Source organism: Pseudomonas sp. sp1636 (assembly GCF_030376615.1).
GTDB lineage: Bacteria > Pseudomonadota > Gammaproteobacteria > Pseudomonadales > Pseudomonadaceae > Aquipseudomonas.
Map to the genome: position 1 here is coordinate 26,983 of NZ_JARRAB010000012.1, position 24,445 is coordinate 51,427.

24 protein-coding genes are annotated in these 24,445 nt (G+C 62.6%); 16 read left to right on the forward strand and 8 right to left on the reverse strand.

Going from position 1 to position 24,445, the window contains the following annotated elements:
• Window positions 1-91: 91 nt before the first annotated feature.
• Window positions 92-1,147, forward strand: a complete 1,056-nt coding sequence (gene rlmM / locus P8H27_RS13190) for a 23S rRNA (cytidine(2498)-2'-O)-methyltransferase RlmM (RefSeq protein WP_289638032.1) — start codon at window positions 92-94, stop codon at window positions 1,145-1,147.
• 21 nt (window positions 1,148-1,168) lie between these two features.
• On the opposite strand, the gene P8H27_RS13195 is transcribed toward rlmM, so the two are convergent.
• The gene (locus P8H27_RS13195) at window positions 1,169-1,354 is read right to left on the reverse strand and encodes a hypothetical protein (RefSeq protein WP_289638033.1); all 186 of its coding nucleotides are present in this window, start codon (window positions 1,352-1,354) and stop codon (window positions 1,169-1,171) included.
• Between the two features lie 154 nt (window positions 1,355-1,508).
• On the opposite strand from P8H27_RS13195, the gene tusA reads away from it, so the two are divergent.
• The gene (gene tusA, locus P8H27_RS13200) at window positions 1,509-1,760 is read left to right on the forward strand and encodes a sulfurtransferase TusA (protein ID WP_289638034.1); all 252 of its coding nucleotides are present in this window, start codon (window positions 1,509-1,511) and stop codon (window positions 1,758-1,760) included.
• A 2-nt stretch (window positions 1,761-1,762) separates the two neighbouring features.
• Window positions 1,763-2,218: a gamma-glutamylcyclotransferase family protein gene (locus P8H27_RS13205; RefSeq protein ID WP_289638035.1), complete on the forward strand. Its 456-nt coding sequence runs from the start codon at window positions 1,763-1,765 to the stop codon at window positions 2,216-2,218.
• On the opposite strand, the gene P8H27_RS13210 is transcribed toward P8H27_RS13205, so the two are convergent.
• Together P8H27_RS13210 and P8H27_RS13215 are read right to left on the reverse strand one after the other, a co-directional pair.
• On the reverse strand, window positions 2,176-3,258 hold the full coding sequence (locus tag P8H27_RS13210) for a DUF3080 family protein (RefSeq protein ID WP_289638036.1): 1,083 nt from the start codon (window positions 3,256-3,258) through the stop codon (window positions 2,176-2,178). The genes P8H27_RS13205 and P8H27_RS13210 overlap by 43 nt on opposite strands.
• Window positions 3,255-4,637 (reverse strand): MATE family efflux transporter, encoded by a 1,383-nt coding sequence (locus P8H27_RS13215; RefSeq protein ID WP_289638037.1) that lies wholly within the window; start codon window positions 4,635-4,637, stop codon window positions 3,255-3,257. Before P8H27_RS13215 ends, P8H27_RS13210 begins: the two co-directional genes overlap by 4 nt.
• Window positions 4,638-4,783: 146 nt before the next feature.
• Here P8H27_RS13215 and pdxB point away from each other — a divergent pair, with 146 nt between their 5' ends.
• Window positions 4,784-5,926 (forward strand): 4-phosphoerythronate dehydrogenase PdxB, encoded by a 1,143-nt coding sequence (pdxB, locus tag P8H27_RS13220; protein ID WP_289638038.1) that lies wholly within the window; start codon window positions 4,784-4,786, stop codon window positions 5,924-5,926.
• A 107-nt stretch (window positions 5,927-6,033) separates the two neighbouring features.
• On the opposite strand, the gene P8H27_RS13225 is transcribed toward pdxB, so the two are convergent.
• Complete coding sequence (locus P8H27_RS13225; protein WP_289638039.1) at window positions 6,034-6,213, reverse strand: PA1571 family protein; 180 nt, start codon at window positions 6,211-6,213, stop codon at window positions 6,034-6,036.
• Between the two features lie 181 nt (window positions 6,214-6,394).
• Here P8H27_RS13225 and P8H27_RS13230 point away from each other — a divergent pair, with 181 nt between their 5' ends.
• The 3 genes from P8H27_RS13230 to P8H27_RS13240 all read left to right on the forward strand — a co-directional run bounded on the left by P8H27_RS13230 (window position 6,395) and on the right by P8H27_RS13240 (window position 9,943).
• Window positions 6,395-7,510, forward strand: coding sequence for an ATP-NAD kinase family protein (locus P8H27_RS13230; protein ID WP_289638040.1), 1,116 nt, complete (start codon window positions 6,395-6,397; stop codon window positions 7,508-7,510).
• An 83-nt stretch (window positions 7,511-7,593) separates the two neighbouring features.
• The gene (locus tag P8H27_RS13235; RefSeq protein ID WP_289638041.1) at window positions 7,594-8,022 is read left to right on the forward strand and encodes a thiol-disulfide oxidoreductase DCC family protein; all 429 of its coding nucleotides are present in this window, start codon (window positions 7,594-7,596) and stop codon (window positions 8,020-8,022) included.
• A gap of 139 nt (window positions 8,023-8,161) precedes the next feature.
• Window positions 8,162-9,943 carry an ABC transporter transmembrane domain-containing protein gene (locus tag P8H27_RS13240; RefSeq protein WP_289638042.1) on the forward strand — a complete coding sequence of 594 codons (1,782 nt, stop codon included), beginning with the start codon at window positions 8,162-8,164 and terminating at the stop codon, window positions 9,941-9,943.
• 140 nt (window positions 9,944-10,083) lie between these two features.
• Here the strand turns inward: P8H27_RS13240 and rhtA are convergent, their stop codons facing one another.
• The 3 genes from rhtA to P8H27_RS13255 form a co-directional block, all read right to left on the reverse strand.
• The gene (rhtA, locus tag P8H27_RS13245; RefSeq protein WP_289638043.1) at window positions 10,084-10,956 is read right to left on the reverse strand and encodes a threonine/homoserine exporter RhtA; all 873 of its coding nucleotides are present in this window, start codon (window positions 10,954-10,956) and stop codon (window positions 10,084-10,086) included.
• 74 nt (window positions 10,957-11,030) lie between these two features.
• On the reverse strand, window positions 11,031-11,312 hold the full coding sequence (locus tag P8H27_RS13250) for a pyrimidine/purine nucleoside phosphorylase (RefSeq protein WP_289638044.1): 282 nt from the start codon (window positions 11,310-11,312) through the stop codon (window positions 11,031-11,033).
• A gap of 92 nt (window positions 11,313-11,404) precedes the next feature.
• Complete coding sequence (locus P8H27_RS13255; RefSeq protein ID WP_289638045.1) at window positions 11,405-11,947, reverse strand: exonuclease domain-containing protein; 543 nt, start codon at window positions 11,945-11,947, stop codon at window positions 11,405-11,407.
• Between the two features lie 93 nt (window positions 11,948-12,040).
• Between P8H27_RS13255 and P8H27_RS13260 the strand changes: the two genes are divergently transcribed.
• Together P8H27_RS13260 and P8H27_RS13265 are read left to right on the forward strand one after the other, a co-directional pair.
• Window positions 12,041-12,919 (forward strand): NAD(P)-dependent oxidoreductase, encoded by an 879-nt coding sequence (locus P8H27_RS13260; RefSeq protein WP_289638046.1) that lies wholly within the window; start codon window positions 12,041-12,043, stop codon window positions 12,917-12,919.
• A 184-nt stretch (window positions 12,920-13,103) separates the two neighbouring features.
• Window positions 13,104-13,364 (forward strand): YkgJ family cysteine cluster protein, encoded by a 261-nt coding sequence (locus P8H27_RS13265; protein ID WP_289638047.1) that lies wholly within the window; start codon window positions 13,104-13,106, stop codon window positions 13,362-13,364.
• A 186-nt stretch (window positions 13,365-13,550) separates the two neighbouring features.
• Here P8H27_RS13265 and gltA read toward each other — a convergent pair whose 3' ends face one another.
• Entirely contained in the window at window positions 13,551-14,825 is a 1,275-nt protein-coding gene (gene gltA, locus P8H27_RS13270) for a citrate synthase (protein ID WP_289638048.1), read from the reverse strand.
• A gap of 372 nt (window positions 14,826-15,197) precedes the next feature.
• On the opposite strand from gltA, the gene sdhC reads away from it, so the two are divergent.
• From sdhC to lpdA, 7 genes are all read left to right on the forward strand, one after another.
• A complete protein-coding gene (sdhC, locus tag P8H27_RS13275) occupies window positions 15,198-15,584 on the forward strand; it encodes a succinate dehydrogenase, cytochrome b556 subunit (RefSeq protein ID WP_289638139.1) in 387 nt (128 codons plus the stop codon).
• Entirely contained in the window at window positions 15,578-15,946 is a 369-nt protein-coding gene (gene sdhD, locus P8H27_RS13280; protein ID WP_289638140.1) for a succinate dehydrogenase, hydrophobic membrane anchor protein, read from the forward strand. Before sdhC ends, sdhD begins: the two co-directional genes overlap by 7 nt.
• Window positions 15,947-15,949: 3 nt before the next feature.
• Window positions 15,950-17,719, forward strand: a complete 1,770-nt coding sequence (gene sdhA, locus P8H27_RS13285) for a succinate dehydrogenase flavoprotein subunit (protein WP_289638049.1) — start codon at window positions 15,950-15,952, stop codon at window positions 17,717-17,719.
• Window positions 17,720-17,730: 11 nt separating this feature from the next.
• The gene (locus P8H27_RS13290) at window positions 17,731-18,435 is read left to right on the forward strand and encodes a succinate dehydrogenase iron-sulfur subunit (protein ID WP_289638050.1); all 705 of its coding nucleotides are present in this window, start codon (window positions 17,731-17,733) and stop codon (window positions 18,433-18,435) included.
• A gap of 247 nt (window positions 18,436-18,682) precedes the next feature.
• Window positions 18,683-21,514 (forward strand): 2-oxoglutarate dehydrogenase E1 component, encoded by a 2,832-nt coding sequence (locus P8H27_RS13295; RefSeq protein ID WP_289638051.1) that lies wholly within the window; start codon window positions 18,683-18,685, stop codon window positions 21,512-21,514.
• 70 nt (window positions 21,515-21,584) lie between these two features.
• On the forward strand, window positions 21,585-22,811 hold the full coding sequence (odhB, locus tag P8H27_RS13300) for a 2-oxoglutarate dehydrogenase complex dihydrolipoyllysine-residue succinyltransferase (protein ID WP_289638052.1): 1,227 nt from the start codon (window positions 21,585-21,587) through the stop codon (window positions 22,809-22,811).
• Window positions 22,812-22,877: 66 nt separating this feature from the next.
• Window positions 22,878-24,314: a dihydrolipoyl dehydrogenase gene (gene lpdA, locus P8H27_RS13305; RefSeq protein ID WP_289638053.1), complete on the forward strand. Its 1,437-nt coding sequence runs from the start codon at window positions 22,878-22,880 to the stop codon at window positions 24,312-24,314.
• Window positions 24,315-24,445: the final 131 nt, after the last annotated feature.

Consider the following 24,445-nt stretch of genomic DNA (forward strand, 5'->3'; position numbering starts at 1 on the left):
TCTTGCCATGCCACAGGTCTGCTAGCTGGACAGACCATAGGCGCTGGGAGCTGTTGACTCGGCTATGATGCGCGCCTTGAGGAGAGTCCCGATGAATACTTTGTTACTGCACTGCCGCCCCGGTTTCGAGAACGAGGTGTGTGCGGAGATCGCCGAGCATGCCGCGCGCCTGGACGTGGCCGGTTACGCCAAGGCCAAGCCGAGCACCGCCTGCGCCGAATTTATCTGTACCGAGGTGGACGGCGCCGAGCGCCTGATGCGCGGCGTGCGTTTCAGTCAGCTGATTTTCCCGCGGCAGTGGGCACGGGGCGTATTTATCGACCTGCCGGAACTGGATCGCATCAGCGTACTGCTGGCCCATCTGGCGCAATTGCCGACCTTCGGCAGCCTGTGGTTGGAGGTGCTCGACAGCAACGACGGCAAGGAACTGTCGAATTTCTGCAAGAAGTTCGAGGCGCCGTTGCGCAATGCTCTGAGCAAGGCCGGCAAGCTGGTGGAAGACCCGCATAAGCCGCGTCTGCTGTTGACCTTCAAGAGCGGCCGCGAAGTATTCGTGGGGCTGGCCGAAACCAACAATTCGGCCATCTGGCCCATGGGTATTCCGCGGCTGAAGTTCCCCCGCGAAGCGCCGAGTCGCTCGACCCTCAAGCTGGAAGAGGCCTGGCACACCTTTATTCCCCGCGAAGAGTGGGATGAGCGCCTGTCGGACGAGATGACCGGGGTCGACCTCGGCGCCGCACCGGGTGGCTGGACCTACCAGTTGGTCAAGCGCGGCATGCTGGTGACTGCCATCGACAACGGCCCCATGGCCGAAAGCCTGATGGACACCGGCCTGGTGCAACACCTGATGGTCGATGGCTTCACCTACAAGCCCCGCCAGCCGGTGGACTGGATGGTCTGCGACATCGTCGAGAAGCCCGCGCGCAACGCCGCGCTGCTGGCAACCTGGATCGGCGAAGGCCTGTGCCGCGAGGCGGTGGTCAACCTCAAGTTGCCGATGAAGCAGCGCTACGCCGAAGTGCGTCGCCTGCTGCAGCGCCTGGAAGACGGCTTTGCCGAGCGCAAGATCAAGGTGTCGATTGCCTGCAAGCAGCTTTATCACGACCGCGAGGAAGTGACCTGCCACCTGCGCCGCTTGAGCAAGTAGCACGCCCGGTGTGCAGGCGCCTCAAGCCCCATCCTTATTGTCGTGCTGCTGCCTGACCCAATAGCTCTGTTTGTGCCCGTGGGCCTCGAACTGCCGCGCCAGGGCTTCGGCGGCGGCCTGGGTCAGGTCGGCGCGCACGACGAATTGGTTGCCATGGTCGTCCAGGCGCACCAGGCACCAGTTCCGCGGTTGGCTGGGTGCGGGCATGCTCGAAACCTCCGGCGTGGGTGCATCTACCCGTTACAGATTAGTTTGGCGCTGGCGTTGGCGATAGATCGGACTCGGCGTGGCGCTTGAGCGGCGCGGCTGGCCCGAGGAACCGCTTTGCGCGACAATAGCCGCCTGTTTCTGGAGCCCGCCGATGTCCCTGCAATCCGACGCCATTCTCGATGACACCCTCGACGCCAGCGGGCTGAACTGCCCGGAGCCGGTGATGATGCTGCACAACAAGGTGCGCGACCTGCCGGCCGGCGGCCTGCTCAAGGTGATCGCCACCGACCCCTCGACCCGCCGCGACATTCCCAAGTTCTGCGTGTTTCTCGGCCATGAGCTGCTCGAGCAGAGCGAAGAGGCGGGTACCTATCTGTACTGGATCCGTAAAAAGGCTGACTGACGATGGGCTGGTACTTCGCCTACGGCTCGAACATGAACCCGGCGCGCATGCAGGCCCGTGGCTTGCGGGTGAGCGAAGTATTGCCGGGACGCTTGAGCGGCTACGCCTTGTGTTTCAACAAGCGCGCGGTGGATCGTGCCCCGGGTCGTGCCTACGCCAATATCCGCCACCAGCGCGACGGCGTGGTGGAGGGCGTGCTCTACCGCCTGGCCGAACTGGATGAGATCGCCAAGCTCGACCCGTTCGAGGGCACGCCGATTTACTACAGCCGCGAACGCCTGGCGATTGCCACTGCCCAGGGCGTACAGCCTGCCTGGGCGTATATCGCCAATCCGGCGTTTCGTCAGGATGGCCTGTTGCCCAGTGCCGACTACCTGGCGCATCTGCTGCAGGGGCGTGAGTTCCTCTCCGAAGCCTACTGGTCGGCGTTGGCGGCCTGGCCATCCCACCCGGACTGACCCGGCGCCAGGCCACAGCTCTGCAGGCTGTCCTGCCAGGCATGGACATGCCGGGATGTGGCGGCTTGAAAATCAACCCACAGGGATTGCCCGGGGCCGGCCAGGTTCAGCAGGTAGTTGCGCGTGGCCGCCGGTACTTCGGCTGCCGCACTGAGCTGGCGCAGGCTGCTGCTCCAGGGTTGGCCGCGCTGGTGCACCTGGGCCAGGTAGGGTTGCAAGCCGCCCGCGTAATACTTGACGAAGATGTTCTGCAGAATGCGCCCGCGCGGGGTCGCTTGCCCTTGCGGGCAGACGGGCCGTTGTAGCTGGCGCTCCTCGAGCAGGCGACTGCCTTCATCGAGGGTGTGGGTCAGGCTGGCCAGGCTGCTGATCAACTGGCCACCCTGGGGGCTGGCATGCAGGGCGAAGAACAGCGGGTCGAGTTCGGCGGTTGGCGGTGGCAGGCTTTGCGGCAGGGCATTGGCCATGGCGGCCAGTTGCGCCAGGGCGGCGAGGGCGGCATCGTCCTCGCCGGGGGCGGTCGGTAGCGCCTGATCGGCAAAGCGCAGGTAACGTTCGACTTCCTGGCTGGCGTTCAGCGCATTCCAGAACACGCTGGGCAGCTGGGTGCGCTTCTCCACCGCCACGCCGGTGAGCATGCGCCGCAGTTTCTGCTCTTTCTCGCTGCTCAGGCGCGGCAAACAGGCCTCGATGGCGCGCAACAGATCGCCTTCATAGCCCAGGCGGCTACTGGGTACCAACTGTTTGCCCAGGCTGCTGTTGCGCAGGCTGATCTGCTGCTGCAGGGCGGGGCAGCGGCGCACGTCGAGCAGCAGATCGAGCAGGCCGATGCGGATCTCGGGGATAGCCACCACCCGCTCACGGCGCGGCGGCAAGCGATAACGGGTCAACTGGGCCTTGTCGAAGACCACGGCGGCATCGCCCTCGACGGCATTGCTCAGGCGTTGCAGGTAATCCGCCTGCAAGGCCAGGCCGTCATCGGCCGGTTGGCAAGCCGACAGGATGAGGAGGCTAAGCAGGGCAAGGGTTCTGGCGATCATCGCGCCATCTTAGCGGCTCGGATGCGTTTGCGCGCGCTGCCGGCGAGACGAGTCGCCAGCATGATGGCGGCGCAGGTCAGGCCGACGATCAAGCCTTGCCACAGCCCGCGCGGGCCGCTCGGCTCGCCGAACAGGCTGGACAGGCCGAGGGCGTAACCCACCGGCAAGCCAATGCCCCAGTAGGCGAACAGGGTCAGCAGCATGGTGATGCGGGTGTCCTGGTAGCCGCGCAGGGCGCCGGCGGCGGTGACCTGGATCGCATCGGAGAACTGGAACAGCGCGGCATACACGATCAAGCCGGACGCCAGGGCGATCACCGTCGGGTCGGCGGTGTAGATCTGCGCGATCTGCTCGCGCAGCAGCAACATCAAACTGGCGGACAGGCAGGCATAGCCCAGCGCCGTGGCCATGCTCACCCCCGCGGCGAAACGCGCCTGACGCGGATCGCCGCGCCCGAGCATCTGGCCGACGCGCACGGTGGCGGCCATGCCCAGGGAGTAGGGGATCATGAACACCATGGAGGTGAAGTTGAGGGCGATCTGGTGGCCGGCGACCACGCTGGCGCCGAGGCCGCCGATCAGCAAGGCGATCACCGAGAAGATGCTCACTTCGGCGAACACCGCAATGCCGATCGGCACGCCGATTTCCAGCAGACGTCGAATCACCGCCCACTGTGGCCACTCGAAACGGTTGAACAGCTGACTCGGTTTATAGAAGGGCGCCCACTTCACCCACCAGAGCATGCCCAGCAGCATGAAGATCATCACCAGCGCGGTGGCCCAGCCGCAACCGACCCCGCCCATGGCCGGCAGGCCGAACTTGCCGTAGATAAAGATGTAGTTGGCCGGAATATTCAGCAGCAAACCGAGTACCCCCAGCACCATGCTCGGGCGGGTATGGCTGAGACCGTCGCTGAAGCAGCGCAGCACGTGGTACAGCGCCACCGCCGGGAAGCCGCAGGCCACCGCGCGCAGATAGCCCATGGAGGGTTCGATCAGGCTCGGTTCGATATTCATCAGCTGCAGGACTATTTCGGCGTTCCACAGCAAGATCGCGGCAGCGCCGCCGACCGCCAGCGCCAGCCACAAGGCCTGGCGCACCAACGGGCCGATCGCGGCCTGCTGGCCGGCGCCGAAACGCTGCGCCACCTTGGACGTGGTCGCCAGCAGAATGCCGGTCATCAGCAAAAAAACCGGCACCCAGATCGAGTTGCCGAGTGCCACCGCGGCCAAGTCGCGGGGGCCGACCCGGCCAGCCATGAGCGTGTCGACGAAGCCCATGGCGGTATGCGCCAACTGGGCGATGATGATCGGCGTGGCCAGCACCAGCAGGCTGCGCAGCTCGGTGCGCACGCGCTGCAGGCGCGATACGGCAGGCATAGAGGTCATCCGCTGGTTCTCTGGGAAAACCGCGTAGTCTACGCGCTGACACTTCGGTCAGGAAAGCGGCTTATGCCGCTGTTTCGGCGCGCTGCCGGCAAGGGCGCCGGCGGGTTAGAATGGCGGCCTGACGTATGGAGCCGATCATGCAAATAGTCGCGGACGAGAACATTCCCCTGCTCGATGAGTTTTTTGCCGGATTCGGCGAGGTTCGCCGCTTGCCCGGCCGCGCTATCGAGGCGGCGGCCGTGGCCGATGCCGAACTGCTGCTGGTGCGTTCGGTCACTCGGGTCGACCGGGCGTTGCTCGAAGGCAGCGCGGTGCGCTTTGTCGGCACCTGCACCATCGGCACCGACCACCTGGATCTCGCTTATTTCGCCCAGGCCGGTATCGGCTGGGCCAGTGCGCCGGGTTGCAACGCGCGCGGGGTGGTCGATTATGTACTGGGCAGCTTGCTGCTGTTGGCCGAGCAACAGGGCGTCGATCTGACCACGCGCTGCTATGGGGTGGTCGGTGCCGGCGAGGTGGGCGGGCGTCTGGTCGAGGTGTTACGCGGCCTGGGCTGGCGCGTGCTGGTCTGCGACCCGCCGCGCCAGCTCGCCGAGGGCGGCGATTTCGTCAGTCTGGAGCAGCTGATCGCCGAGTGCGATGTGCTCAGCCTGCACACCCCGCTCCAACGCGGCGGCGCGCAACCGACCCAGCATCTGCTCGATGCGCAGCGTCTGGCCCGGCTCAAACCCGGCGCCTGGCTGATCAATGCCAGCCGCGGCGCGGTGGTGGATAACCGGGCGCTGCGCGAGTTGCTCGAACGGCGCGACGATCTGCAGGCGGTGCTGGATGTCTGGGAAGGCGAACCGCAGGTGGATGTCGAGCTGGCCGGCCTGTGCCGCATCGCCACCCCGCACGTCGCCGGCTACAGCCTGGACGGCAAGCTGCGCGGCACGGCGCAGATCTATGCGGCGGTTTGCGCGCATTTCGGCTGGCCGCCGGCGGTCGCTCTGGAGGAGTTGATGCCGGCGCCCTGGCTCACCGAGTTGAGCCTGGATAGCGGCGCCGATCCGGCCTGGGCGTTGGCGACTGTGTGCCGTACGGTCTACGACCCGCGACGCGACGATGCGGATTTTCGTCGCAGCCTGCTGGGCGATGCGCTGAGCCGGCGTGCGGCCTTCGACGCGCTGCGCAAGCATTACCCGATGCGCCGCGAGATCGATGGGCTGAGCGTGAAGCTGCAAGGCGATGCGCCGCAACTGGCACGGATGATCAAGGCGCTGGGGGCGACCTTGCGTTGATTGAAGCTTGGTTCGGCGACAAGAATTAGGCAGGCTCCAATCTGCTGTTGGCTCGGGTTGCCAGGTTCCAGCCCAGGTGCTGTCCGGGCTGGGTAAAGCGGCCTGGATCAGCCCTGGTTCTGGCTCGGTGCGGCCACGCTTTTTTCCAGCTCCCGGCACGCGCGCTGGATCATGTCTTCGGTGATCGGGATTTCCTGGCCTTGTTCGTCGACAATTGCGCCACCTAGCGGCTGTTGCGGCTGCTCGGGGACAACACGGGATTCGGGTGTCTGCTTGTGCGGGCTCATGAACTGTCTCCTCATCGGGTGGTGTGTGCAGTCTGAAAGAGTCGGATGAACGGGCTCTGACCGTCGCAAACGGCGGAGCCCCGCCAAACTACAGTTCGCCAGTGACTCTGTGGTCACTGTGCCAAGAAAACTTATGGATTGAAAAGACCCTTGATGCAATCGAGGGCTCGACGAGGTGTATATGGCGCGCTTTCATCTGGGCTTGATCATCAACCCCCTGGCCGGCCTTGGCGGCCCGGCGGGGCTCAAGGGCAGCGATGGCGTGGCCGAGCAGGCTCTGGCCCTGGGCAGCCAACCGCTGGCGGCAGGGCGTACGCGCACGGCACTGGAGTGCCTGCGAGCGGTGCAGGAGCGCCTGGAGTTTCTGACCTTTCCCGGGCCGATGGGCGCCGATCTGTTGGCCGAGATGGGCTTTCGTTATCGGGTACTCGGCGAGTTGAATGAGCGGCTGAGCAGCGCGGCGGATACCCGCAAGGCGGTCGAGCAACTGCAGGAAGCCGGCGTGGCGCTGATCCTGTTTGCCGGTGGCGACGGCACGGCGCGGGATATCTGCGCCGCCGTGCGCGAGGGCCAGCCGGTGCTGGGTATTCCGGCCGGGGTGAAGATCCAGTCCGGGGTCTATGCCATCAGCCCGCGCGCCGCCGGCGAGCTGGCCGCGCGGCTGGTCGAGGGCGGCCTGGTGCGTCTGGCCAGCGGCGAGGTGCGCGATATCGATGAACACGCCTTGCGCGAAGGCCGGGTGACGGCGCGCTGGTATGGCGAGCTGACGGTGCCGCAAGAGGGCGGCTACATGCAGCAGGTCAAGCAGGGCGGGGTGGAATCCGAAGAGCTGGTGCTCAGCGACCTGGCCGACTGGCTGCAGGACAGCTGGGAGGCCGATGTGCGCTATATCTTCGGCCCCGGCTCGACGCTGCACGGCCTGGCGCAGAATCTGGGGTTGGCAACCAGCTTGCTCGGTGTCGATGTGATCGAGAACGGTCGGGTGATCGCCCTCGATGTCACCGAGGCGCAGCTGTTCGAGTTGGTCGCCGAGCATCCGGCACGGTTGCTGGTGACCGCCATCGGCGGTCAGGGCCATATCATCGGCCGCGGCAACCAGCAGATCAGCCCACGGGTGCTGCGCGCCGTGGGCCTCGATCATCTGCGGGTGGTGGCGACCAAGCGCAAGCTCGGTACGTTGCATGGCCGGCCATTGCTGGTCGATAGTGGCGACGTGCAGTTGGACGATGCCTTCCCCGATGTGGTGCGGGTGTGGGCCGGTTATAAAGAAGAACTGCTGTATCCCGTGGGCCGCTGATGGCCGTGGCGATTCTGTTCAACTTTAAGCTTGCCGGCGCCTGAGCGGAGTAGCATTGAACGATCCAGGCTCAGGAGTTGAGCATGACGGTTCAAAAGCTTCCCCCTTTTATCCTGCCGGGCGAGCGCGTGGTGCTGTTCGACGGGGTGTGCAAACTGTGCAACGGCTGGGTCAAGTTTCTGATTCGGCATGACCCGCAGCAGCGCTTTCGCCTGGCCTCGGTGCAGTCGGTTCAGGGCCAGGTGCTGCTGGCCTGGTTCGGCTTGCCCACCGAGCAGTTCGAGACCATGGCCTATATCGAGGAGGGGGAATTGCTGGTGCGTTCGGATGCGCTGCTGTGCCTCTTTGCGCAATTGCCCCGGCCCTGGCGTTTTTTAAGGTTGTTGCGGGTGATACCACGGCCAATGCGCGACTGGTGTTACGACCGTATCGCGCTCAATCGCTATCGGCTGTTCGGTCGTTATGACAGCTGCCTACTGCCGAACGCCGACCATGCGCGGCGTTTTCTGTAGGACTGATAGGGCTGAACCTTCAGCTCGATCCGCTTGATCTGCGCCTGATTAGCCCCATCTAGCTGTGATAGGTTCTTTCGCACGGCATATACGGCACCTCCTATAACCTCAGGGCTGACCCGCTCAGCAGCGAGTAACCATGCTTTCGATCCTGTCTTCCCGCCAGCGCAATGCCCTGCACATGGCCTGGCGTTTCGTTGCACCCTATCGCTGGCGCGTGGTCGGCGCCTTGCTGGCGCTGATGTTTACCGCGGCCATCACCCTGTCCATGGGCCAGGGCATCAAGCTGCTGGTCGATCAGGGCTTGGCGACTCAGTCAGCGGCAGCGCTGCAGCAGTCGATCGGGCTGTTCTTCGTGCTGGTGCTGGCCTTGGCCATCGGCACCTTTACCCGTTTTTATCTGGTGTCGTGGATCGGCGAGCGTTTCGTCGCCGATATCCGCAAACGGGTGTTCAACCACCTGATCGACCTGCACCCGGGCTTCTATGAGAGCAACCGCAGCTCGGAGATCCAGTCGCGCCTGACCGCCGACACCACCCTGTTGCAGTCGGTGATCGGCTCCTCGCTGTCGATGGCGCTGCGCAATCTGATCATGCTGATCGGCGGCAGCGTGCTGCTGGTGGTGACCAACCCCAAACTCAGCGGCATCGTCTTGCTGGCGCTGCCGCTGGTGGTGGCGCCCATCCTGATTTTCGGCCGCCGGGTGCGCGCGCTGTCGCGTCTGAGCCAGGATCGGGTGGCCGATGTCGGCAGCTACGTTGGCGAGGTGCTCGGGCAGATCAAGACGGTGCAGGCCTACAACCATCAGGGCGAAGACAAACGGCGTTTCGGCCTGTCGGCGGAAGCGGCCTTCGACACCGCACGCAAGCGCATCAAGCAGCGCGCCTGGCTGATCACCGTGGTCATAGTGCTGGTGCTCGGCGCGGTCGGGGTGATGCTCTGGGTCGGCGGTATGGATGTGATTGCCGGACGAATCTCCGGCGGCGAGCTGGCGGCTTTCGTCTTTTATAGCCTGATCGTCGGTGGCTCGTTCGGCACCCTCAGCGAGGTGATCGGCGAGCTGCAACGCGCCGCCGGTGCCGCCGAGCGCATCGCCGAACTGCTGCAGGCGCGCAATGAGATTACCCCGCCGGCCGCCGATGGTCTGCAACTGGCGCAGCCGCTGCAAGGGCGTATCGAGTTGCAGGGGCTGCGCTTCGCCTATCCGTCGCGCCCCGGCAGTTTTGCCGTCGATGGCATCGACCTCAAGGTCGCGGCGGGTGAAACCCTGGCCCTGGTCGGGCCGTCGGGGGCCGGGAAGTCCACGCTGTTCGATCTGCTGCTGCGTTTTTTCGACCCGCAGCAGGGACGCATCCTGATCGACGGCCAGCCGATCGCACGCCTCGATCCCCACGAACTGCGCCGCTGCTTCGCCCTGGTGTCGCAGAATCCGGCGCTGTTTTTCGGCTCGGTGGCGGACAACATTCGCTACGGCAGAACCGATGCCAGCCAGGCCGAGGTCGAAGCCGCGGCCAAGGTCGCGCATGCCCATGAGTTCATCATGCAGCTGCCCGCGGGCTACCAGACGCATCTGGGCGATGCCGGCCTGGGTTTGTCCGGCGGTCAGCGCCAGCGCCTGGCCATCGCCCGCGCGCTGCTGGTGGATGCGCCGATCCTGCTGCTCGATGAAGCCACCAGCGCGTTGGATGCGGAAAGCGAACACCTGATCCAGCAGGCGCTGCCGCGTTTGATGCAGGGGCGCACCACCCTGGTGATCGCCCATCGCCTGGCCACGGTAAAAAGCGCCGAGCGCATCGCGGTGATCGAACAGGGCAGGTTGGCCGCGCTTGGCAAGCACGCCGAGTTGCTCGCCAGCAGCCCGCTGTATGCGCGCCTGGCGGAGTTGCAATTCAGCAATGAAGTCGTCGAACCAGCGATTTAACAGGCCGTTGAAAAATGTAGGCGAGGCAGCCGAGACAAGGCAAAAACGGCCGAAAAAGCGCAGTTTACGTGTTGTAAATGAGCATTTTGAGGCCGTTTTTAACGCAGTATCGGCAACGTAGGTAGTTTTTCAACGGCCTGTTAGAGCGGTTTGCCTTGCGGCCTGATGGTCGCAGCCGCGCCGGCCGAGGCCAGGATGATCGCGCCGATCGCCAGCCATTGGCTCAGGCTCAGCCGCTCGCTGAGGAACAGTAGGCCGGAGAGGGCGGCAATCGCCGGTTCCATGCTCATCAGGATGCTGAAGGTGCGCGCCGGCAGGCGGGTCAGGGCGACCATTTCCAGGCTGTAAGGCAGCGCCGACGACAGCACCGCGACTCCCAGGGCGATAGGCAGCAGATCCAGCGAGAACATGCTGCTGCCCGCTTGCCACACCCCGATCGGGAACACCAGCAAGGCGGCGACTATGGTGCCCAGGGCGACGGTTTGTCGGCCGTGTTCGGCGCCGGCTTGCTGGCCGAAGATGATGTACAGCGCCCAGCACAGGCCCGCGCCCAATGCCAGCGCCATGCCCGCGGGGTCGAGCTGCACATCGGCTTGCGCGCTGGGCAGCAGCAACCAGAGGCCGAAGACCGCCAGGGCGACCCAGGCGAAATCCAGCAGGCGCCGCGAAGACAGCAGGGCCAGGCCGAGCGGCCCGGTGAATTCCAGGGCCACGGCGATGCCCAGAGGGATGGTCTGCAGCGACAGATAGAACAGCAGATTCATGCTGCCCAGGGCCAGGCCATAGGCCACCAGCGAGCGGCAGGAACGCAGGCTCAGACGCGCCTGCCAGGGGCGCATCAGCAGGCACAGGATCAAGGCGGCCAAGCCCAGGCGCAGTGCGGTGGTGCCTGTGGCGCCGATCAGCGGGAACAGGCCTTTGGCCAGGGAGGCGCCGCTCTGGATCGAGGTCATCGCAATCAGCAGCAGCATGATCGGCAGAATCACCAGGGCGAAGTGCGATGAGCGTGGCATTCGGTTGTTCCATGATATTGGGGCATAAACAAAAAAACCGGCCATCAGGGCCGGTTTTTCAGGCGCTGATTACCTTAGCGGTATTCACACAGGTAGGCGGTGTCGACGGCAACCTTGAGCTGGAATTTGCTGTTGGCCGGGACGGTGAAGTGGCTGCCGCTGGTGAAGGTTTCCCAGTTGTCGCTGCCTGGCAGTTTGACGGTCAGGGCGCCGGCGACCACGTGCATGATTTCCAGTTTATCGGTACCGAACTGGTATTCGCCGGCGGCCATCACCCCAATGGTGGCGGGGCCTTCAGCCATACCGAAGGCGATGGATTTGACGCTGCCGTCGAAGTATTCATTGACCTTGAACATGTGCAATTCCTCGCAAGGGGTTGAGAGCTGTGCTGAAAAAGGCCGGCAAGTATGCCCAAGCCGTGGCGGTGCGTCATCTGCTTTGCGGGGCGTTATAGCGGCAGAACCAAGGGCAGCAGCCGGGCGGTATTGCGTGCGTCGGTCAGCGCCCGGTGTTGCGAACCGCTAAATTGCAAACCAGCCAGTTGCAGGGCGCTATTGAGCCCGGTCGAGCGTGGCACTTGGTGCACCTCGGCAAAGCGGCGTTTGAGGTTGAGGTGAGGGATCTGGCTCAGGCAACTGAGCAACTGGCATTGCTGCCAGTCTTGCTCGAATTGGCGGCGGTCGTACTCGCCCCAGCTGGCCCAGCCGACCAGGTGCGGCCGATGGCCCAGCAGCCAGCGCTCGAACTGCGGCCAGACGCTGGTCAGCGGCGCCGCGGCATCGACATCGGCCTGGCTGATATGGGTGAGCTCGCGGCAAAAGTCGGTCAAGTGCGGTCGTCGCACTGGGCGCACGAAACGCTGGAAGTGATCCAGCTCATGCCCGTCGGCGCTGACCAGGCTGGCGCCGATCTCGATGATTTCCATTTCCTCCAGCGGCCAGCCACCTTCTTCGGTGGTGGCTTCCAGATCGATTACCAACCAATGTTGCATAAATCCTCCGGTGTCTTGCTCGTCGCTGTGCGAAGCTTTTCTGCCTCGCTAAGCTGCATGTTAGGCTGAGTGCCCCTGAATTTGGAGGTGTGTATGGCGAAGGTAGCCTTTATCGGGCTGGGCGTAATGGGTTATCCGATGGCGGGGCACCTGGCCGGCAGCGGGCATCAGGTGTGTGTGTATAACCGTACGCCGGCCAAGGCTGCGCAGTGGTTGGCCGAGTTTGCCGGCAGCAGTGCGCCTACCCCGCGTGAGGCGTCTCAGGGGGCCGAGCTGGTGATGGTCTGCGTGGGCAATGACAATGACTTGCGCGGCGTGGTGTTGGGCGAGGACGGCGCGTTTGCCGGCATGGCGCCGGGTGCGGTGTTGGTCGATCACACCACCGCCTCGGCCGATGTCGCCCGTGAGTTGGCGGCCAGGGCCGACGAACTGCACCTGGGTTTCCTCGATGCGCCGGTGTCCGGCGGTCAGGCCGGGGCGCAGAATGCTGCGCTGACGGTGATGGTTGGCGGCGCCGCGGAGGTGTATGCGCGTGCCGAGCCGGTGATTCAGGCTTACGCGCGCATGGTGCGGCTGATGGGCGCCGCTGGCAGCGGGCAACTGACCAAGATGGTCAACCAGATCTGCATCGCCGGCCTGGTTCAGGGCTTGTCCGAGGCGCTGCATTTCGCCCAGTGTGCAGGCCTTGACGCGCAGGGGGCGATGGCGGTGATCAGCAAGGGCGCCGCGCAATCCTGGCAATTGGAAAACCGCCACCAGACCATGTTGGCCGGCGAGTTCGAGCACGGCTTTGCCGTCGACTGGATGCGCAAGGATCTGTCGATCCTGCTCGACGAGGCGCGGCGCAACGGTGCGCAATTGCCAGTTACGGCGCTGGTCGATCAGTTCTATGCCGATGTCCAGGCCATGGGCGGCGCGCGTTGGGATACCTCCAGCCTGATCGCCCGACTGAAAGTGCCGGACAAGCCCTGAACCCGCTGGCTTAGGGTTCAGTCGACTGCCCTCTGTTGCGCGACCGCGAACCGGAGCAGGGCGCTTGGTTTCATCTGCGCTGGGTTTTGGCTTGAGCTGAAACGCTCGGGTGCCAAGCCGCTTGCCGGGCGAGTAAAATCGACGCGTTGTTTCGATATTCCGATCTTCTCGAGGTGGTACTGCCATGCAATGCCGTGCTGGATGTGGTGCTTGTTGTATTGCTCCTTCGATCAGTTCTGCTATTCCTGGCATGCCGCTCGGTAAAGCAGCGGGTGAGCGGTGCATTCAGTTGTCCGCAGATAATTATTGTGGCCTGTTCGGTAAGCCGGAGCGGCCGGCGGTGTGTTCGGCGTTTTTGCCGGAGCCGGGCGTGTGCGGTTCGAGCAATGAGGAGGCGATACAGCTGCTGGGCTGGCTGGAGCAGCACACCGCTCTGGCGAGTTGAAGGCGCGCCTCAAGGCGCGGGGCTGGCAATGATGAGGCCGTTGGCGTGCATGCTTCTATCCGGAGGTGCGCGGCTGGCGCTGCTCAGTCCCTGCGGGCCGGGCGTATCGAGTCGGCGTGAATAGCTCGGGATGTAAAAAAGGCTGCCACTGGCAGCCTTTTTTATCGCAACGATGCGGCCTGAGGGTTATTTCTTCAGGTCACGCTGCGCGTAGCCGGTGTACAGCTGGCGCGGGCGGCCAATCTTGTACGGGCTGGAGAGCATTTCTTTCCAGTGCGAGATCCAGCCGACGGTCCGCGCCAGGGCGAAGATCACGGTGAACATGCTGGTCGGAATGCCGATTGCCTTGAGGATGATGCCCGAATAGAAGTCGACGTTCGGGTACAGCGAGCGCTCGATGAAGTACGGATCGGTCAGGGCGATCTCTTCCAGGCGCATGGCCAGTTGCAACTGCGGATCATCGGTGATGCCCAGTTCTTTCAGGACTTCATCGCAGGTCTGCTTCATTACGGTGGCGCGCGGGTCGCGGTTTTTATAGACGCGGTGACCAAAGCCCATCAGCTTGAACGGGTCGTCCTTGTCCTTCGCCTTGGCGATAAAGACGTCGATGTTCGAGACGTCGCCGATCTCATCCAGCATCGCCAGTACCGCTTCGTTGGCGCCGCCGTGGGCCGGACCCCAGAGCGCGGCGATGCCGGCGGCGATGCAGGCGAACGGGTTGGCGCCCGAGGAGCCAGCCAGGCGTACGGTCGAGGTCGAGGCGTTCTGCTCATGGTCGGCGTGGAGGATGAAGATCTTGTCCATCGCCTTGGCCAGCACCGGGCTGATCGGTTTGATCTCGCACGGGGTGTTGAACATCATGTGCAGGAAGTTTTCCGCGTAGTTCAGGTCGTTACGCGGGTACATCATCGGCTGACCCATGGAGTACTTGTAGGTCATGGCGGCGAGGGTCGGCATCTTGGCGACCAGGCGCATGGCCGATACTTCGCGGTGATGCGGATTCTTGATGTCCAGCGAGTCGTGGTAGAAGGCGGAAAGCGCGCCCACTACGCCACACATGATGGCCATCGGGTGGGCATCGCGGCGGAAGCCGTTAAGGAAGTTCTTCAGTTGCTCATGAACCATGGTGTGGTTCTTGATAGTGCTGACGAACTTGGTCTTTTCCTCGGCGTTAGGCAGCTCGCCGTTGAGCAGCAGATAGCAGGTTTCCAGGTAATCCGATTGCTCTGCAAGCTGCTCGATCGGGTAGCCACGGTGCAACAGAATGCCCTGATCGCCATCAATATAGGTGATCTTCGACTCGCACGAGGCGGTGGACATAAAGCCAGGATCAAAAGTGAAACGGCCCGTGGCGGTTAAGCCCCGCACGTCAATTACATCAGGACCAACGGTGCCGGTTAAAATGGGCAGTTCGACGGGGGCTGCGCCCTCGATGATCAACTGCGCTTTTTTGTCAGCCATGTGTGGCCTCCTAGTTATGCTTGAAATCATCTGACGGCCCCCCACGCAGGGCCCGCACCACTATAGTGAGATAAATTCGAAAGTCAATTTGGGAAAACCCAGGCAGCAGAAGGGTTTGCGGGCTGTTTTTTGCTAAAAAGCGGGCTGTTTACGCGATTTGGATTGGGTGCGCAATGAGCATTTAGGCGCAGGTATTTGCGTTGTCATTAGCGACCTGTTGCGTTGTCATTAGCGACCTAACTGTCTATACTCTGCGCCCGACTGCCAAGGGCTTTGAGCCCTCATTCTGGTGGTTGTCACTCCTTGGGTGATGGGTACCTGACCAGTGCACTTCCCGACAACTTTGCCCTGATTGTTAGGGCTCTCAGTGTGATAAAAAAAGCCGTGAATAGCCAACGACCTGTAAACCTCGACCTTAGGACTATCAAACTCCCAGTCACCGCTTACACGTCCATTCTTCACCGTATCTCCGGTGTCATTCTCTTTGTCGGCATTGCCGTGCTGCTGTACGGGCTCGACAAGTCGCTGACATCGGAGGAAGGCTTCGCCGAGGTGAAAGAATGCCTGACCAGCCCGCTGGCCAAATTCGTGATCTGGGGATTGCTGTCCGCTCTGCTGTACCACTTGGTGGCCGGAGTACGCCACTTGATCATGGACATGGGCATCGGTGAAACGCTGGAAGGCGGCAAGCTGGGCTCGAAAATCGTTCTCGTCGTTTCGGCGGTCGTGATCGTATTGGTGGGGGTGTGGATATGGTAACCAACGTCACGAACTTCTCGCGTTCAGGTCTTTACGACTGGATGGCGCAGCGTGTGTCGGCAGTCGTTCTCGCGGCTTATGTGGTGTTTCTGCTGGGCTACGTAGTGGTTAACCCCGATCTGGGGTATGCCGAATGGCAGGCTCTGTTCTCCAATAACGCGATGCGCATTTTCAGTCTGCTGACTCTGGTGGCGCTCAGTGCGCACGCCTGGGTCGGTATGTGGACGATTTCCACCGACTACCTGACGCCGATGGCGCTGGGTAAGTGGGCGACTGGTGTGCGTTTCCTGTTTCAGGCGGCGTGTGGCATTGCCATGTTCACGTTCTTCGTCTGGGGCGTGCAGATTTTTTGGGGTAACTGATTCATGACTATTCGTACTCTTTCTTATGACGCCATCATCGTTGGCGGCGGCGGCGCGGGGATGCGCGCGGCACTGCAGTTGGCTCAGGGCGGCCACAAGACCGCTGTAGTCACCAAGGTGTTTCCGACCCGTTCGCACACCGTTTCCGCTCAGGGTGGCATCACCTGCGCCATCGCCTCGGCCGATCCGAACGACGATTGGCGCTGGCACATGTACGACACCGTCAAGGGTTCCGACTACATCGGCGACCAGGACGCTATCGAATACATGTGTTCGGTAGGCCCGGAAGCCGTGTTCGAACTGGAGCACATGGGGCTGCCGTTCTCGCGTACCGAACAAGGTCGCATCTACCAGCGTCCGTTCGGTGGCCAATCCAAGGACTTCGGTAAGGGTGGCCAGGCCGCGCGTACCTGCGCCGCCGCCGACCGTACCGGTCATGCGCTGCTGCACACCCTGTACCAGGCCAATCTCAAGGCTGGCACCTCGTTCCTTAACGAGTGGTACGCGGTCGATCTGGTGAAGAACCAGGACGGCGCGATTGTCGGTGTGATCGCGATTTGCATCGAAACCGGCGAAACCGTGTATATCCGTTCCAAGGCCGTGGTTCTGGCCACTGGCGGTGCCGGGCGGATCTATGCCTCCACCACCAATGCCCTGATCAATACCGGCGACGGCGTGGGTATGGCTCTGCGTGCCGGTGTGCCGGTGCAGGACATCGAAATGTGGCAGTTCCACCCGACCGGCATTGCCGGCGCGGGCGTGCTGGTGACCGAAGGTTGCCGCGGCGAGGGCGGTTACCTGATCAACAAGCACGGCGAGCGTTTTATGGAACGTTATGCGCCGAACGCTAAAGACTTGGCCGGCCGCGACGTGGTCGCCCGTTCCATGGTCAAGGAAGTCATCGCCGGCAACGGTTGTGGCCCAGATGGCGATCATGTGCTGCTGAAACTCGATCACCTGGGCGAGGAGGTGCTGCACAGCCGCCTACCAGGTATCTGTGAGTTGTCCAAGACCTTCGCCCACGTCGATCCTGTGGTCGCGCCGGTGCCGGTTATCCCGACCTGCCACTACATGATGGGCGGCGTGCCGACCAACATCCATGGCCAGGCCATTACCCAGGATGCCAACGGCAACGACAAGGTCATCGATGGCCTGTTCGCCGTGGGCGAAGTGGCGTGCGTATCGGTACACGGTGCCAACCGTCTGGGCGGCAACTCGCTGCTGGATCTGGTGGTGTTCGGTCGTGCGGCCGGCATCCATCTGGAAAAGGCGCTGAAAGAAGGCGTGGAAGTCCGTGGCGCCAGCGAAACCGACGTCGAACAGTCGCTCGCGCGTCTGGCCGGGGTCAACCAGCGCAGCACCGGCGAAGACGTCGCGCCGCTGCGTAAAGAACTGCAACAGTGCATGCAGAACTACTTCGGGGTGTTCCGCACCGGCGAGTACATGCAGAAGGGCATTGCCCAGCTGGCCGACCTGCGCGGGCGCATCGCCACGGTCAAGATCGCCGATAAGAGCCAGGCGTTCAACACCGCGCGTATCGAGGCCTTGGAGCTGCAGAACTTGCTCGAAGTGGCCGAGGCTACCGCGATTGCCGCGGAAGTGCGCAAGGAGTCCCGTGGTGCTCACGCCCGTGAAGACTTCGAAGAGCGCGATGACGAAAACTGGCTGTGCCATTCCCTGTACTTCCCGGGTGAAAAGCGTGTGGCCAAGCGCGCGGTCAATTTCTCGCCGAAGACAGTTCCGACCTTTGAACCTATGGTTCGGACTTATTAAGGGTGGCCGATATGTTGCAAGTCAGTGTTTATCGCTACAACCCGGAGCAGGATGCTGCGCCGTTCATGCAGGACTTCCAGGTCGACACCGGCGGCAAGGACATTATGGTCCTCGACGTGCTGGCGCTGATCAAGGAACAGGACGAAGGTTTCTCCTACCGTCGTTCCTGCCGTGAAGGCGTGTGCGGTTCCGACGGTATGAATATCAATGGCAAGAACGGCCTGGCCTGCATCACTCCGCTGTCGGCGGTGGTGAAGGGGGGCAAGCTGGTGGTTCGTCCTTTGCCGGGTTTGCCGGTCATCCGTGACTTGGCCGTCGATATGAGCATCTTCTACAAGCAATACGAGAAGGTGCAGCCGTATCTGCAGAACGATACGCCGGCGCCGGCGATCGAGCGTCTGCAAAGCCCGGAAGAACGCGAGAAGCTCGATGGTCTCTACGAGTGCATCCTGTGCGCGTGCTGTTCGACCAGTTGCCCGTCGTTCTGGTGGAACCCGGACAAGTTCCTCGGTCCCGCTGCGTTGCTGCAGGCCTATCGTTTCCTGGCCGACAGCCGCGACACCCAGACCGAAGAGCGCCTGGCTGCACTGGACGATCCGTTCAGCGTATTCCGTTGCCGCGGCATCATGAATTGCGTGAATGTTTGCCCTAAAGGTCTCAATCCGACCAAGGCGATCGGCCACGTACGCAACATGCTGTTGCAAAGCGGTACCTGATCCAAATGCTCTACCTGTGACACCTGCGACGCATGGGTTGACGCCCGCGTCGCAGTTTGGCCAGAGCCGCAGCTCACAAAGCCGTGGCTTTTATTTTGAAAAATATGACGACCAGCAGGGGCATCCGGGCTGGTGCCCGGACTATCTGCGGGATCCGTGGTGGCTTTACCGAAGTCGCTGCTTCAAGACTTCGGAAGCCTGCACGGTTTCTTCGCCGGTGGTGTCCCCTTACCGAGGGTGACCAAGCATGCAAGAAAGCGTGATGCAGCGCATGTGGAACAGTGCCCACCTATCCGGTGGTAACGCTGCCTATGTGGAAGAGCTCTATGAGCTTTACCTGCACGATCCCAACGCTGTGCCCGAAGAGTGGCGCACCTACTTTCAGAAGTTGCCGACAGATGGCAGCGCTGCTACTGATGTATCGCATTCTACGGTTCGCGATCACTTCGTGTTGCTGGCGAAAAACCAGCGTCGTGCCCAGCCGGTGTCCGCCGGCAGCGTGAGCAGTGAGCACGAAAAGAAGCAGGTGGAAGTCCTGCGCATGATCCAGGCTTTTCGCATGCGTGGCCATCAGGCCGCTCAGCTCGATCCGCTGGGTCTGTGGCAACGGCATGCCCCGGCCGATCTGTCGATCCGTCACTATGGCCTGACCGATGCCGACCTGGACACCACCTTCCGTACCGGCGGCCTGTTCATCGGCAAGGAAGAGGCGACTCTGCGCGAGATTCACGATGCTTTGCAGCAGACCTATTGCCGCACCATCGGTGCCGAGTTCACCCACATCGTCGATTCCGAACAGCGCAACTGGTTTGCCCAGCGTCTGGAAAGCGTGCGTGGGCGTCCGAGCGTTTCGACAGAAGTACAGAGCCACCTGCTGGAACGTCTGACGGCGGCCGAGGGTCTGGAAAAATACCTGGGTACCAAATACCCGGGCACCAAGCGTTTCGGTCTGGAAGGCGGCGAGAGCCTGATTCCGCTGCTCGATGAAATGATCCAGCGCGCCGGTTCCTACGGCACCAAGGAAGTCGTCATTGGCATGGCCCACCGTGGCCGCCTCAACGTGCTGGTCAATACGTTCGGCAAGAACCCGCGCGATCTGTTCGACGAGTTCGAGGGCAAGAAGCAAGCCGCCCTCGGCTCCGGCGACGTCAAGTATCACCAGGGCTTTTCCTCCAACGTCATGACCGCCGGTGGCGAGGTGCATCTGGCCATGGCGTTCAACCCCTCTCACCTGGAGATCGTTTCGCCAGTGGTCGAGGGTTCGGTGCGCGCCCGTCAGGATCGCCGCAACGACAGTACCGGCGACAAGGTTCTGCCGGTTTCCCTGCACGGCGACGCGGCCTTCGCCGGTCAGGGTGTGGTGATGGAAACCTTCCAGATGTCGCAAACCCGTGGTTTCAAGACGGGTGGCACGATCCACGTGGTGATCAACAATCAGGTCGGCTTCACCATCAGTAACCCGGAAGATTCGCGCTCCACCGAGTACTGCACCGACGTGGCGAAAATGATCCAGGCGCCGATCCTGCACGTCAATGGCGATGATCCGGAAGCGGTGCTGTTCGTCACCCAACTGGCCGTCGACTATCGCATGCAATACAAGCGCGATGTGGTGATCGACCTGGTTTGTTACCGTCGCCGCGGCCACAACGAGGCCGATGAGCCGAGCGGCACCCAGCCGATGATGTACCAGCAGATCAGCAAGCAGCGCACCACCCGTGAGCTGTATGCCGACGCGCTGACCGCGGCCGTGCGCCACTCGGCCGACGATGTGCAAATCAAGATCGACGACTATCGCACCGCGCTGGACAATGGCCAGCATGTGGTCAAGAGTCTGGTCAAGGAGCCGAACAAGGAGTTGTTCGTCGACTGGCGTCCGTACCTGGGCCATACCTGGACCGCGCGTCACGACACCCGTTTCGACCTCAAGACCCTGCAGGATCTGTCCGCCAAGTTGCTGGAAATCCCGGAAGGTTTCGTGGTTCAGCGCCAGGTCGCGAAGATTCTCGAAGATCGCCAGAAGATGGGCGCCGGTGCGTTGTCGATCAACTGGGGCTACGCCGAAACCATGGCCTACGCCACCCTGTTGTTCGAGGGGCACCCGATCCGTATGACCGGCCAGGACATTGGCCGTGGCACCTTCTCGCACCGTCATGCGGTGCTGCATAACCAGAAGGAGCCGGGTTCGCACGTACCGCTCAAGCATCTGTACAGCGGCCAGCCGCGCTTCGACCTGTACGACTCGCTGCTTTCGGAAGAGGCGGCGTTGGCGTTCGAGTACGGTTATGCCACCACCAAACCGGATGCCTTGGTCATCTGGGAAGCCCAGTTCGGCGACTTTGCCAACGGTGCCCAGGTGGTGATCGACCAGTTCATTACCAGTGGCGAGCACAAGTGGGGCCGCCTGTGCGGTCTGACCATGTTGTTGCCGCATGGCTATGAAGGGCAGGGCCCGGAGCACTCCTCCGCGCGTCTCGAGCGCTTCCTGCAACTGAGCGCCGAGCACAACATCCAGGTTTGCGTGCCGACTACTCCGGCGCAGGTCTACCATATGTTGCGTCGCCAGGTGATCCGCCCGTTGCGCAAGCCGCTGATCGCCCTGACTCCGAAGTCGTTGCTGCGCCACAAGTTGGCCATTTCGACCCTGGAAGACCTGGCCGAAGGCTCGTTCCAGACCGTGATTCCGGAGATCGATACACTCGATCCGAAGAAGGTCGAGCGCGTGATCCTGTGCAGCGGCAAGGTTTACTACGACCTGCTGGAGAAGCGCCGTGCCGAGGCTCGCGAAGATATCGCCATCGTGCGTATCGAGCAGCTTTACCCGTTCCCGGAAGAAGACCTGACCGAGGCTCTGGCCGCGTACAAGCACCTCAAACACATCGTCTGGTGTCAGGAAGAGCCGATGAACCAGGGTGCCTGGTATTGCAGTCAGCATCATATGCGTCGCGTCGCCACTGCGTACAAGAAGACGCTGTTCCTCGAGTACGCCGGCCGCGAAGGCTCTGCTGCCCCGGCTTGCGGTTACGCCTCGATGCACGCCGAACAGCAGGAAAAACTGTTGCAAGACGCCTTCACCGTTTAACGCCCTTGCGCAAGAGGCGGCCTGATGAGGCCGCCTCGTAGAAGAAACCGAATTTAAGGAACCACACAGAATGGCTATCGAGATCAAAGCCCCTACTTTCCCGGAATCGGTTGCCGACGGCACCGTGGCCACTTGGCACAAGAAGCCGGGCGATGCGGTCAAGCGCGACGAACTGATCGTCGACATCGAAACCGATAAAGTCGTGATCGAAGTGCTGGCCGAGGCCGACGGCGTCCTCGCTGAAATCGTCAAGAACGAAGGCGACACCGTCCTCAGCAATGAACTGCTGGGCACCTTGAGCGAAGGGGGGGCTGCTGCTCCTGCTCCGGCTGCCGCCGCCCAAGCCGCCGCACCTGCCGTTGCCGCTGCTGCGCCGGGTGTTGCCGGTGATGAGCAGATTCTCTCGCCGGCCGCGCGTAAGTTGGCCGAAGAGAATGGCATCGACCCGAACAGCGTTGCCGGTACCGGCAAGGGCGGTCGGGTGACCAAGGAAGATGTGGTCGCTGCGGTTGAAGCCAAGAAGAATGCCCCGGCGGTTGCAGCTGTCGCCAAGCCTGCCGCCCCAGCCGCTGCCCCGGTATTAGCCGCTGGCGACCGCGTCGAGAAGCGCGTGCCGATGACTCGCTTGCGGGCCAAGGTTGCCGAGCGTCTGGTCGAAGCCCAGTCGAACATGGCGATGCTGACCACCTTCAACGAAGTCGACATGACCGAGGTCATGGCCCTGCGTTCGAAATACAAGGATCTGTTCGAGAAGTCCCACAACGGCGTGCGCCTGGGCTTCATGTCGTTCTTCGTTAAAGCCGCCACCGAAGCGCTGAAGCGTTTCCCGGCGGTTAACGCCTCGATCGACGGCACCGACATCGTTTACCACGGCTACTCCGACATCGGCGTTGCCGTATCCAGCGACCGTGGTCTGGTGGTGCCGGTGCTGCGCAATGCCGAGCTGATGAGCCTGGCTGAAATCGAAAGCGGCATCGCGACCTTCGGCAAGAAGGCCAAAGACGGCAAGCTGTCGATCGACGATATGACCGGTGGTACGTTCACCATCACCAACGGTGGTACCTTCGGTTCGATGATGTCGACGCCGATCGTCAACCCGCCGCAAGCCGCCATCCTGGGTATGCACAATATCCTGCAGCGGCCGATGGCCATCAACGGCCAGGTGGTTATCCGTCCGATGATGTACCTGGCGTTGTCCTACGACCACCGCCTGATCGATGGTAAGGAAGCCGTGACCTTCCTGGTAACCATCAAAAACTTGCTGGAAGACCCGGCTCGTCTGTTGCTGGACATCTAAAAGCCAGTCTCTCCCACGGCGGCCCTGTACACAGGGCCGTCCGGTTTATTCGAGAAGGAATACGTTATGACCCAGAAATTCGACGTGGTAGTCATCGGTGCGGGCCCTGGCGGCTATGTGGCGGCTATCAAAGCAGCTCAGCTCGGTCTGAAGACTGCCTGCATCGAGAAGTACCAGGACAAAGAGGGTAAGGTCGCGCTCGGTGGTACCTGCCTGAACGTCGGTTGCATTCCGTCCAAGGCGCTGCTGGACAGCTCCTGGAAGTACCACGAGGCCCAGGAAGGTTTTGCTGTCCACGGTATTAGCGCCAAAGGCGTGACCATGGATGTGCCGGCAATGGTCGGTCGCAAGGACACTATCGTGAAGAACCTGACCGGTGGCGTAAGGGCACTGTTCAAGGCCAATGGCGTCACCCTGCTGGAAGGCCACGGCAAACTGCTGGCTGGCAAGCAGGTTGAAGTGACCGCGCAGGACGGCACCACTCAGGTTGTTGAAGCTGCGAACGTGATCATCGCGTCCGGCTCCAAGCCGATCGACATTCCGCCGGCCCCGGTCGATCAGGATGTGATCGTCGATTCCACTGGCGCCCTGGATTTCCAGAGCGTGCCCAAGACCCTGGGTGTCATCGGCGCCGGTGTCATCGGTCTGGAGCTGGGCTCGGTATGGTCGCGTCTGGGCGCCGAAGTCACCGTGATCGAAGCGCTGGACAAGTTCCTCCCGGCGGCCGACGAGCAAATCGCCAAGGAAGCCCTGAAGACCCTGACCAAGCAGGGCCTGAAGATTCGCCTGGGTGCGCGGGTGACCGGTTCCGAAGTGAAGAAGAAGCAGGTTGTCGTCAGCTTCACCGACGCCGAAGGCGAGCAGCAGCTGACCTTCGACAAGCTGATCGTGGCCGTCGGCCGTCGTCCGGTGACCACCGACCTGCTGGCGGCCGACAGCGGCGTGGACATGGACGAGCGCGGTTTCATCTTCGTTAACGACCAGTGCGCCACCAGCGTGCCGGGCGTCTACGCCATCGGTGATGTGGTGCGCGGCGCGATGCTGGCGCACAAGGCCTCGGAAGAGGGCGTGATGGTTGCCGAGCGCATCGCCGGGCACAAAGCGCAGATGAACTACGACCTGATCCCGTCGGTGATCTACACCCACCCGGAAATCGCTTGGGTCGGTAAGACCGAACAACAGCTCAAGGGCGAAGGCGTCGAAGTCAAGGTCGGCACCTTCCCGTTCGCCGCCAGCGGTCGCGCCATGGCGGCCAACGACACCGGTGGCATGGTCAAGGTCATCGCCGACGCCAACACCGACCGCGTACTGGGTGTTCACGTGATTGGCCCGAGCGCGGCCGAGCTGGTTCAGCAGGGCGCCATCGGTATGGAGTTCGGCACCAGCGCCGAGGATCTGGGAATGATGGTCTTCTCCCACCCGACGCTGTCCGAAGCGCTGCACGAAGCGGCCCTGGCCGTGAATGGCCATGCCATCCACATCGCCAACCGCAAGAAGCGTTAAGTAGTCGTTTGTAAGTCCTGGCACCGGATGTTGTTTGCAATTCACCGGTGCCGGCGACGTTGCAAGAAGAACCACGGCGGGTTGCCCGTGCCGAGCCTGGCTCAAGCGCGGAATGCCCGGCGGACTGCTGG

Bases quoted from the DNA above. Each gene is read 5' to 3' on its own strand.
- rlmM (WP_289638032.1), top strand. From the start codon at position 92: ATGAATACTTTGTTACTGCACTGCCGCCCCGGTTTCGAGAACGAGGTG.
- P8H27_RS13195 (WP_289638033.1), bottom strand. From the start codon at position 1,354: ATGCCCGCACCCAGCCAACCGCGGAACTGGTGCCTGGTGCGCCTGGAC.
- tusA (WP_289638034.1), top strand. From the start codon at position 1,509: ATGTCCCTGCAATCCGACGCCATTCTCGATGACACCCTCGACGCCAGC.
- P8H27_RS13205 (WP_289638035.1), top strand. From the start codon at position 1,763: ATGGGCTGGTACTTCGCCTACGGCTCGAACATGAACCCGGCGCGCATG.
- P8H27_RS13210 (WP_289638036.1), bottom strand. From the start codon at position 3,258: ATGATCGCCAGAACCCTTGCCCTGCTTAGCCTCCTCATCCTGTCGGCT.
- P8H27_RS13215 (WP_289638037.1), bottom strand. From the start codon at position 4,637: ATGCCTGCCGTATCGCGCCTGCAGCGCGTGCGCACCGAGCTGCGCAGC.
- pdxB (WP_289638038.1), top strand. From the start codon at position 4,784: ATGCAAATAGTCGCGGACGAGAACATTCCCCTGCTCGATGAGTTTTTT.
- P8H27_RS13225 (WP_289638039.1), bottom strand. From the start codon at position 6,213: ATGAGCCCGCACAAGCAGACACCCGAATCCCGTGTTGTCCCCGAGCAG.
- P8H27_RS13230 (WP_289638040.1), top strand. From the start codon at position 6,395: ATGGCGCGCTTTCATCTGGGCTTGATCATCAACCCCCTGGCCGGCCTT.
- P8H27_RS13235 (WP_289638041.1), top strand. From the start codon at position 7,594: ATGACGGTTCAAAAGCTTCCCCCTTTTATCCTGCCGGGCGAGCGCGTG.
- P8H27_RS13240 (WP_289638042.1), top strand. From the start codon at position 8,162: ATGCTTTCGATCCTGTCTTCCCGCCAGCGCAATGCCCTGCACATGGCC.
- rhtA (WP_289638043.1), bottom strand. From the start codon at position 10,956: ATGCCACGCTCATCGCACTTCGCCCTGGTGATTCTGCCGATCATGCTG.
- P8H27_RS13250 (WP_289638044.1), bottom strand. From the start codon at position 11,312: ATGTTCAAGGTCAATGAATACTTCGACGGCAGCGTCAAATCCATCGCC.
- P8H27_RS13255 (WP_289638045.1), bottom strand. From the start codon at position 11,947: ATGCAACATTGGTTGGTAATCGATCTGGAAGCCACCACCGAAGAAGGT.
- P8H27_RS13260 (WP_289638046.1), top strand. From the start codon at position 12,041: ATGGCGAAGGTAGCCTTTATCGGGCTGGGCGTAATGGGTTATCCGATG.
- P8H27_RS13265 (WP_289638047.1), top strand. From the start codon at position 13,104: ATGCAATGCCGTGCTGGATGTGGTGCTTGTTGTATTGCTCCTTCGATC.
- gltA (WP_289638048.1), bottom strand. From the start codon at position 14,825: ATGGCTGACAAAAAAGCGCAGTTGATCATCGAGGGCGCAGCCCCCGTC.
- sdhD (WP_289638140.1), top strand. From the start codon at position 15,578: ATGGTAACCAACGTCACGAACTTCTCGCGTTCAGGTCTTTACGACTGG.
- sdhA (WP_289638049.1), top strand. From the start codon at position 15,950: ATGACTATTCGTACTCTTTCTTATGACGCCATCATCGTTGGCGGCGGC.
- P8H27_RS13290 (WP_289638050.1), top strand. From the start codon at position 17,731: ATGTTGCAAGTCAGTGTTTATCGCTACAACCCGGAGCAGGATGCTGCG.
- P8H27_RS13295 (WP_289638051.1), top strand. From the start codon at position 18,683: ATGCAAGAAAGCGTGATGCAGCGCATGTGGAACAGTGCCCACCTATCC.
- odhB (WP_289638052.1), top strand. From the start codon at position 21,585: ATGGCTATCGAGATCAAAGCCCCTACTTTCCCGGAATCGGTTGCCGAC.
- lpdA (WP_289638053.1), top strand. From the start codon at position 22,878: ATGACCCAGAAATTCGACGTGGTAGTCATCGGTGCGGGCCCTGGCGGC.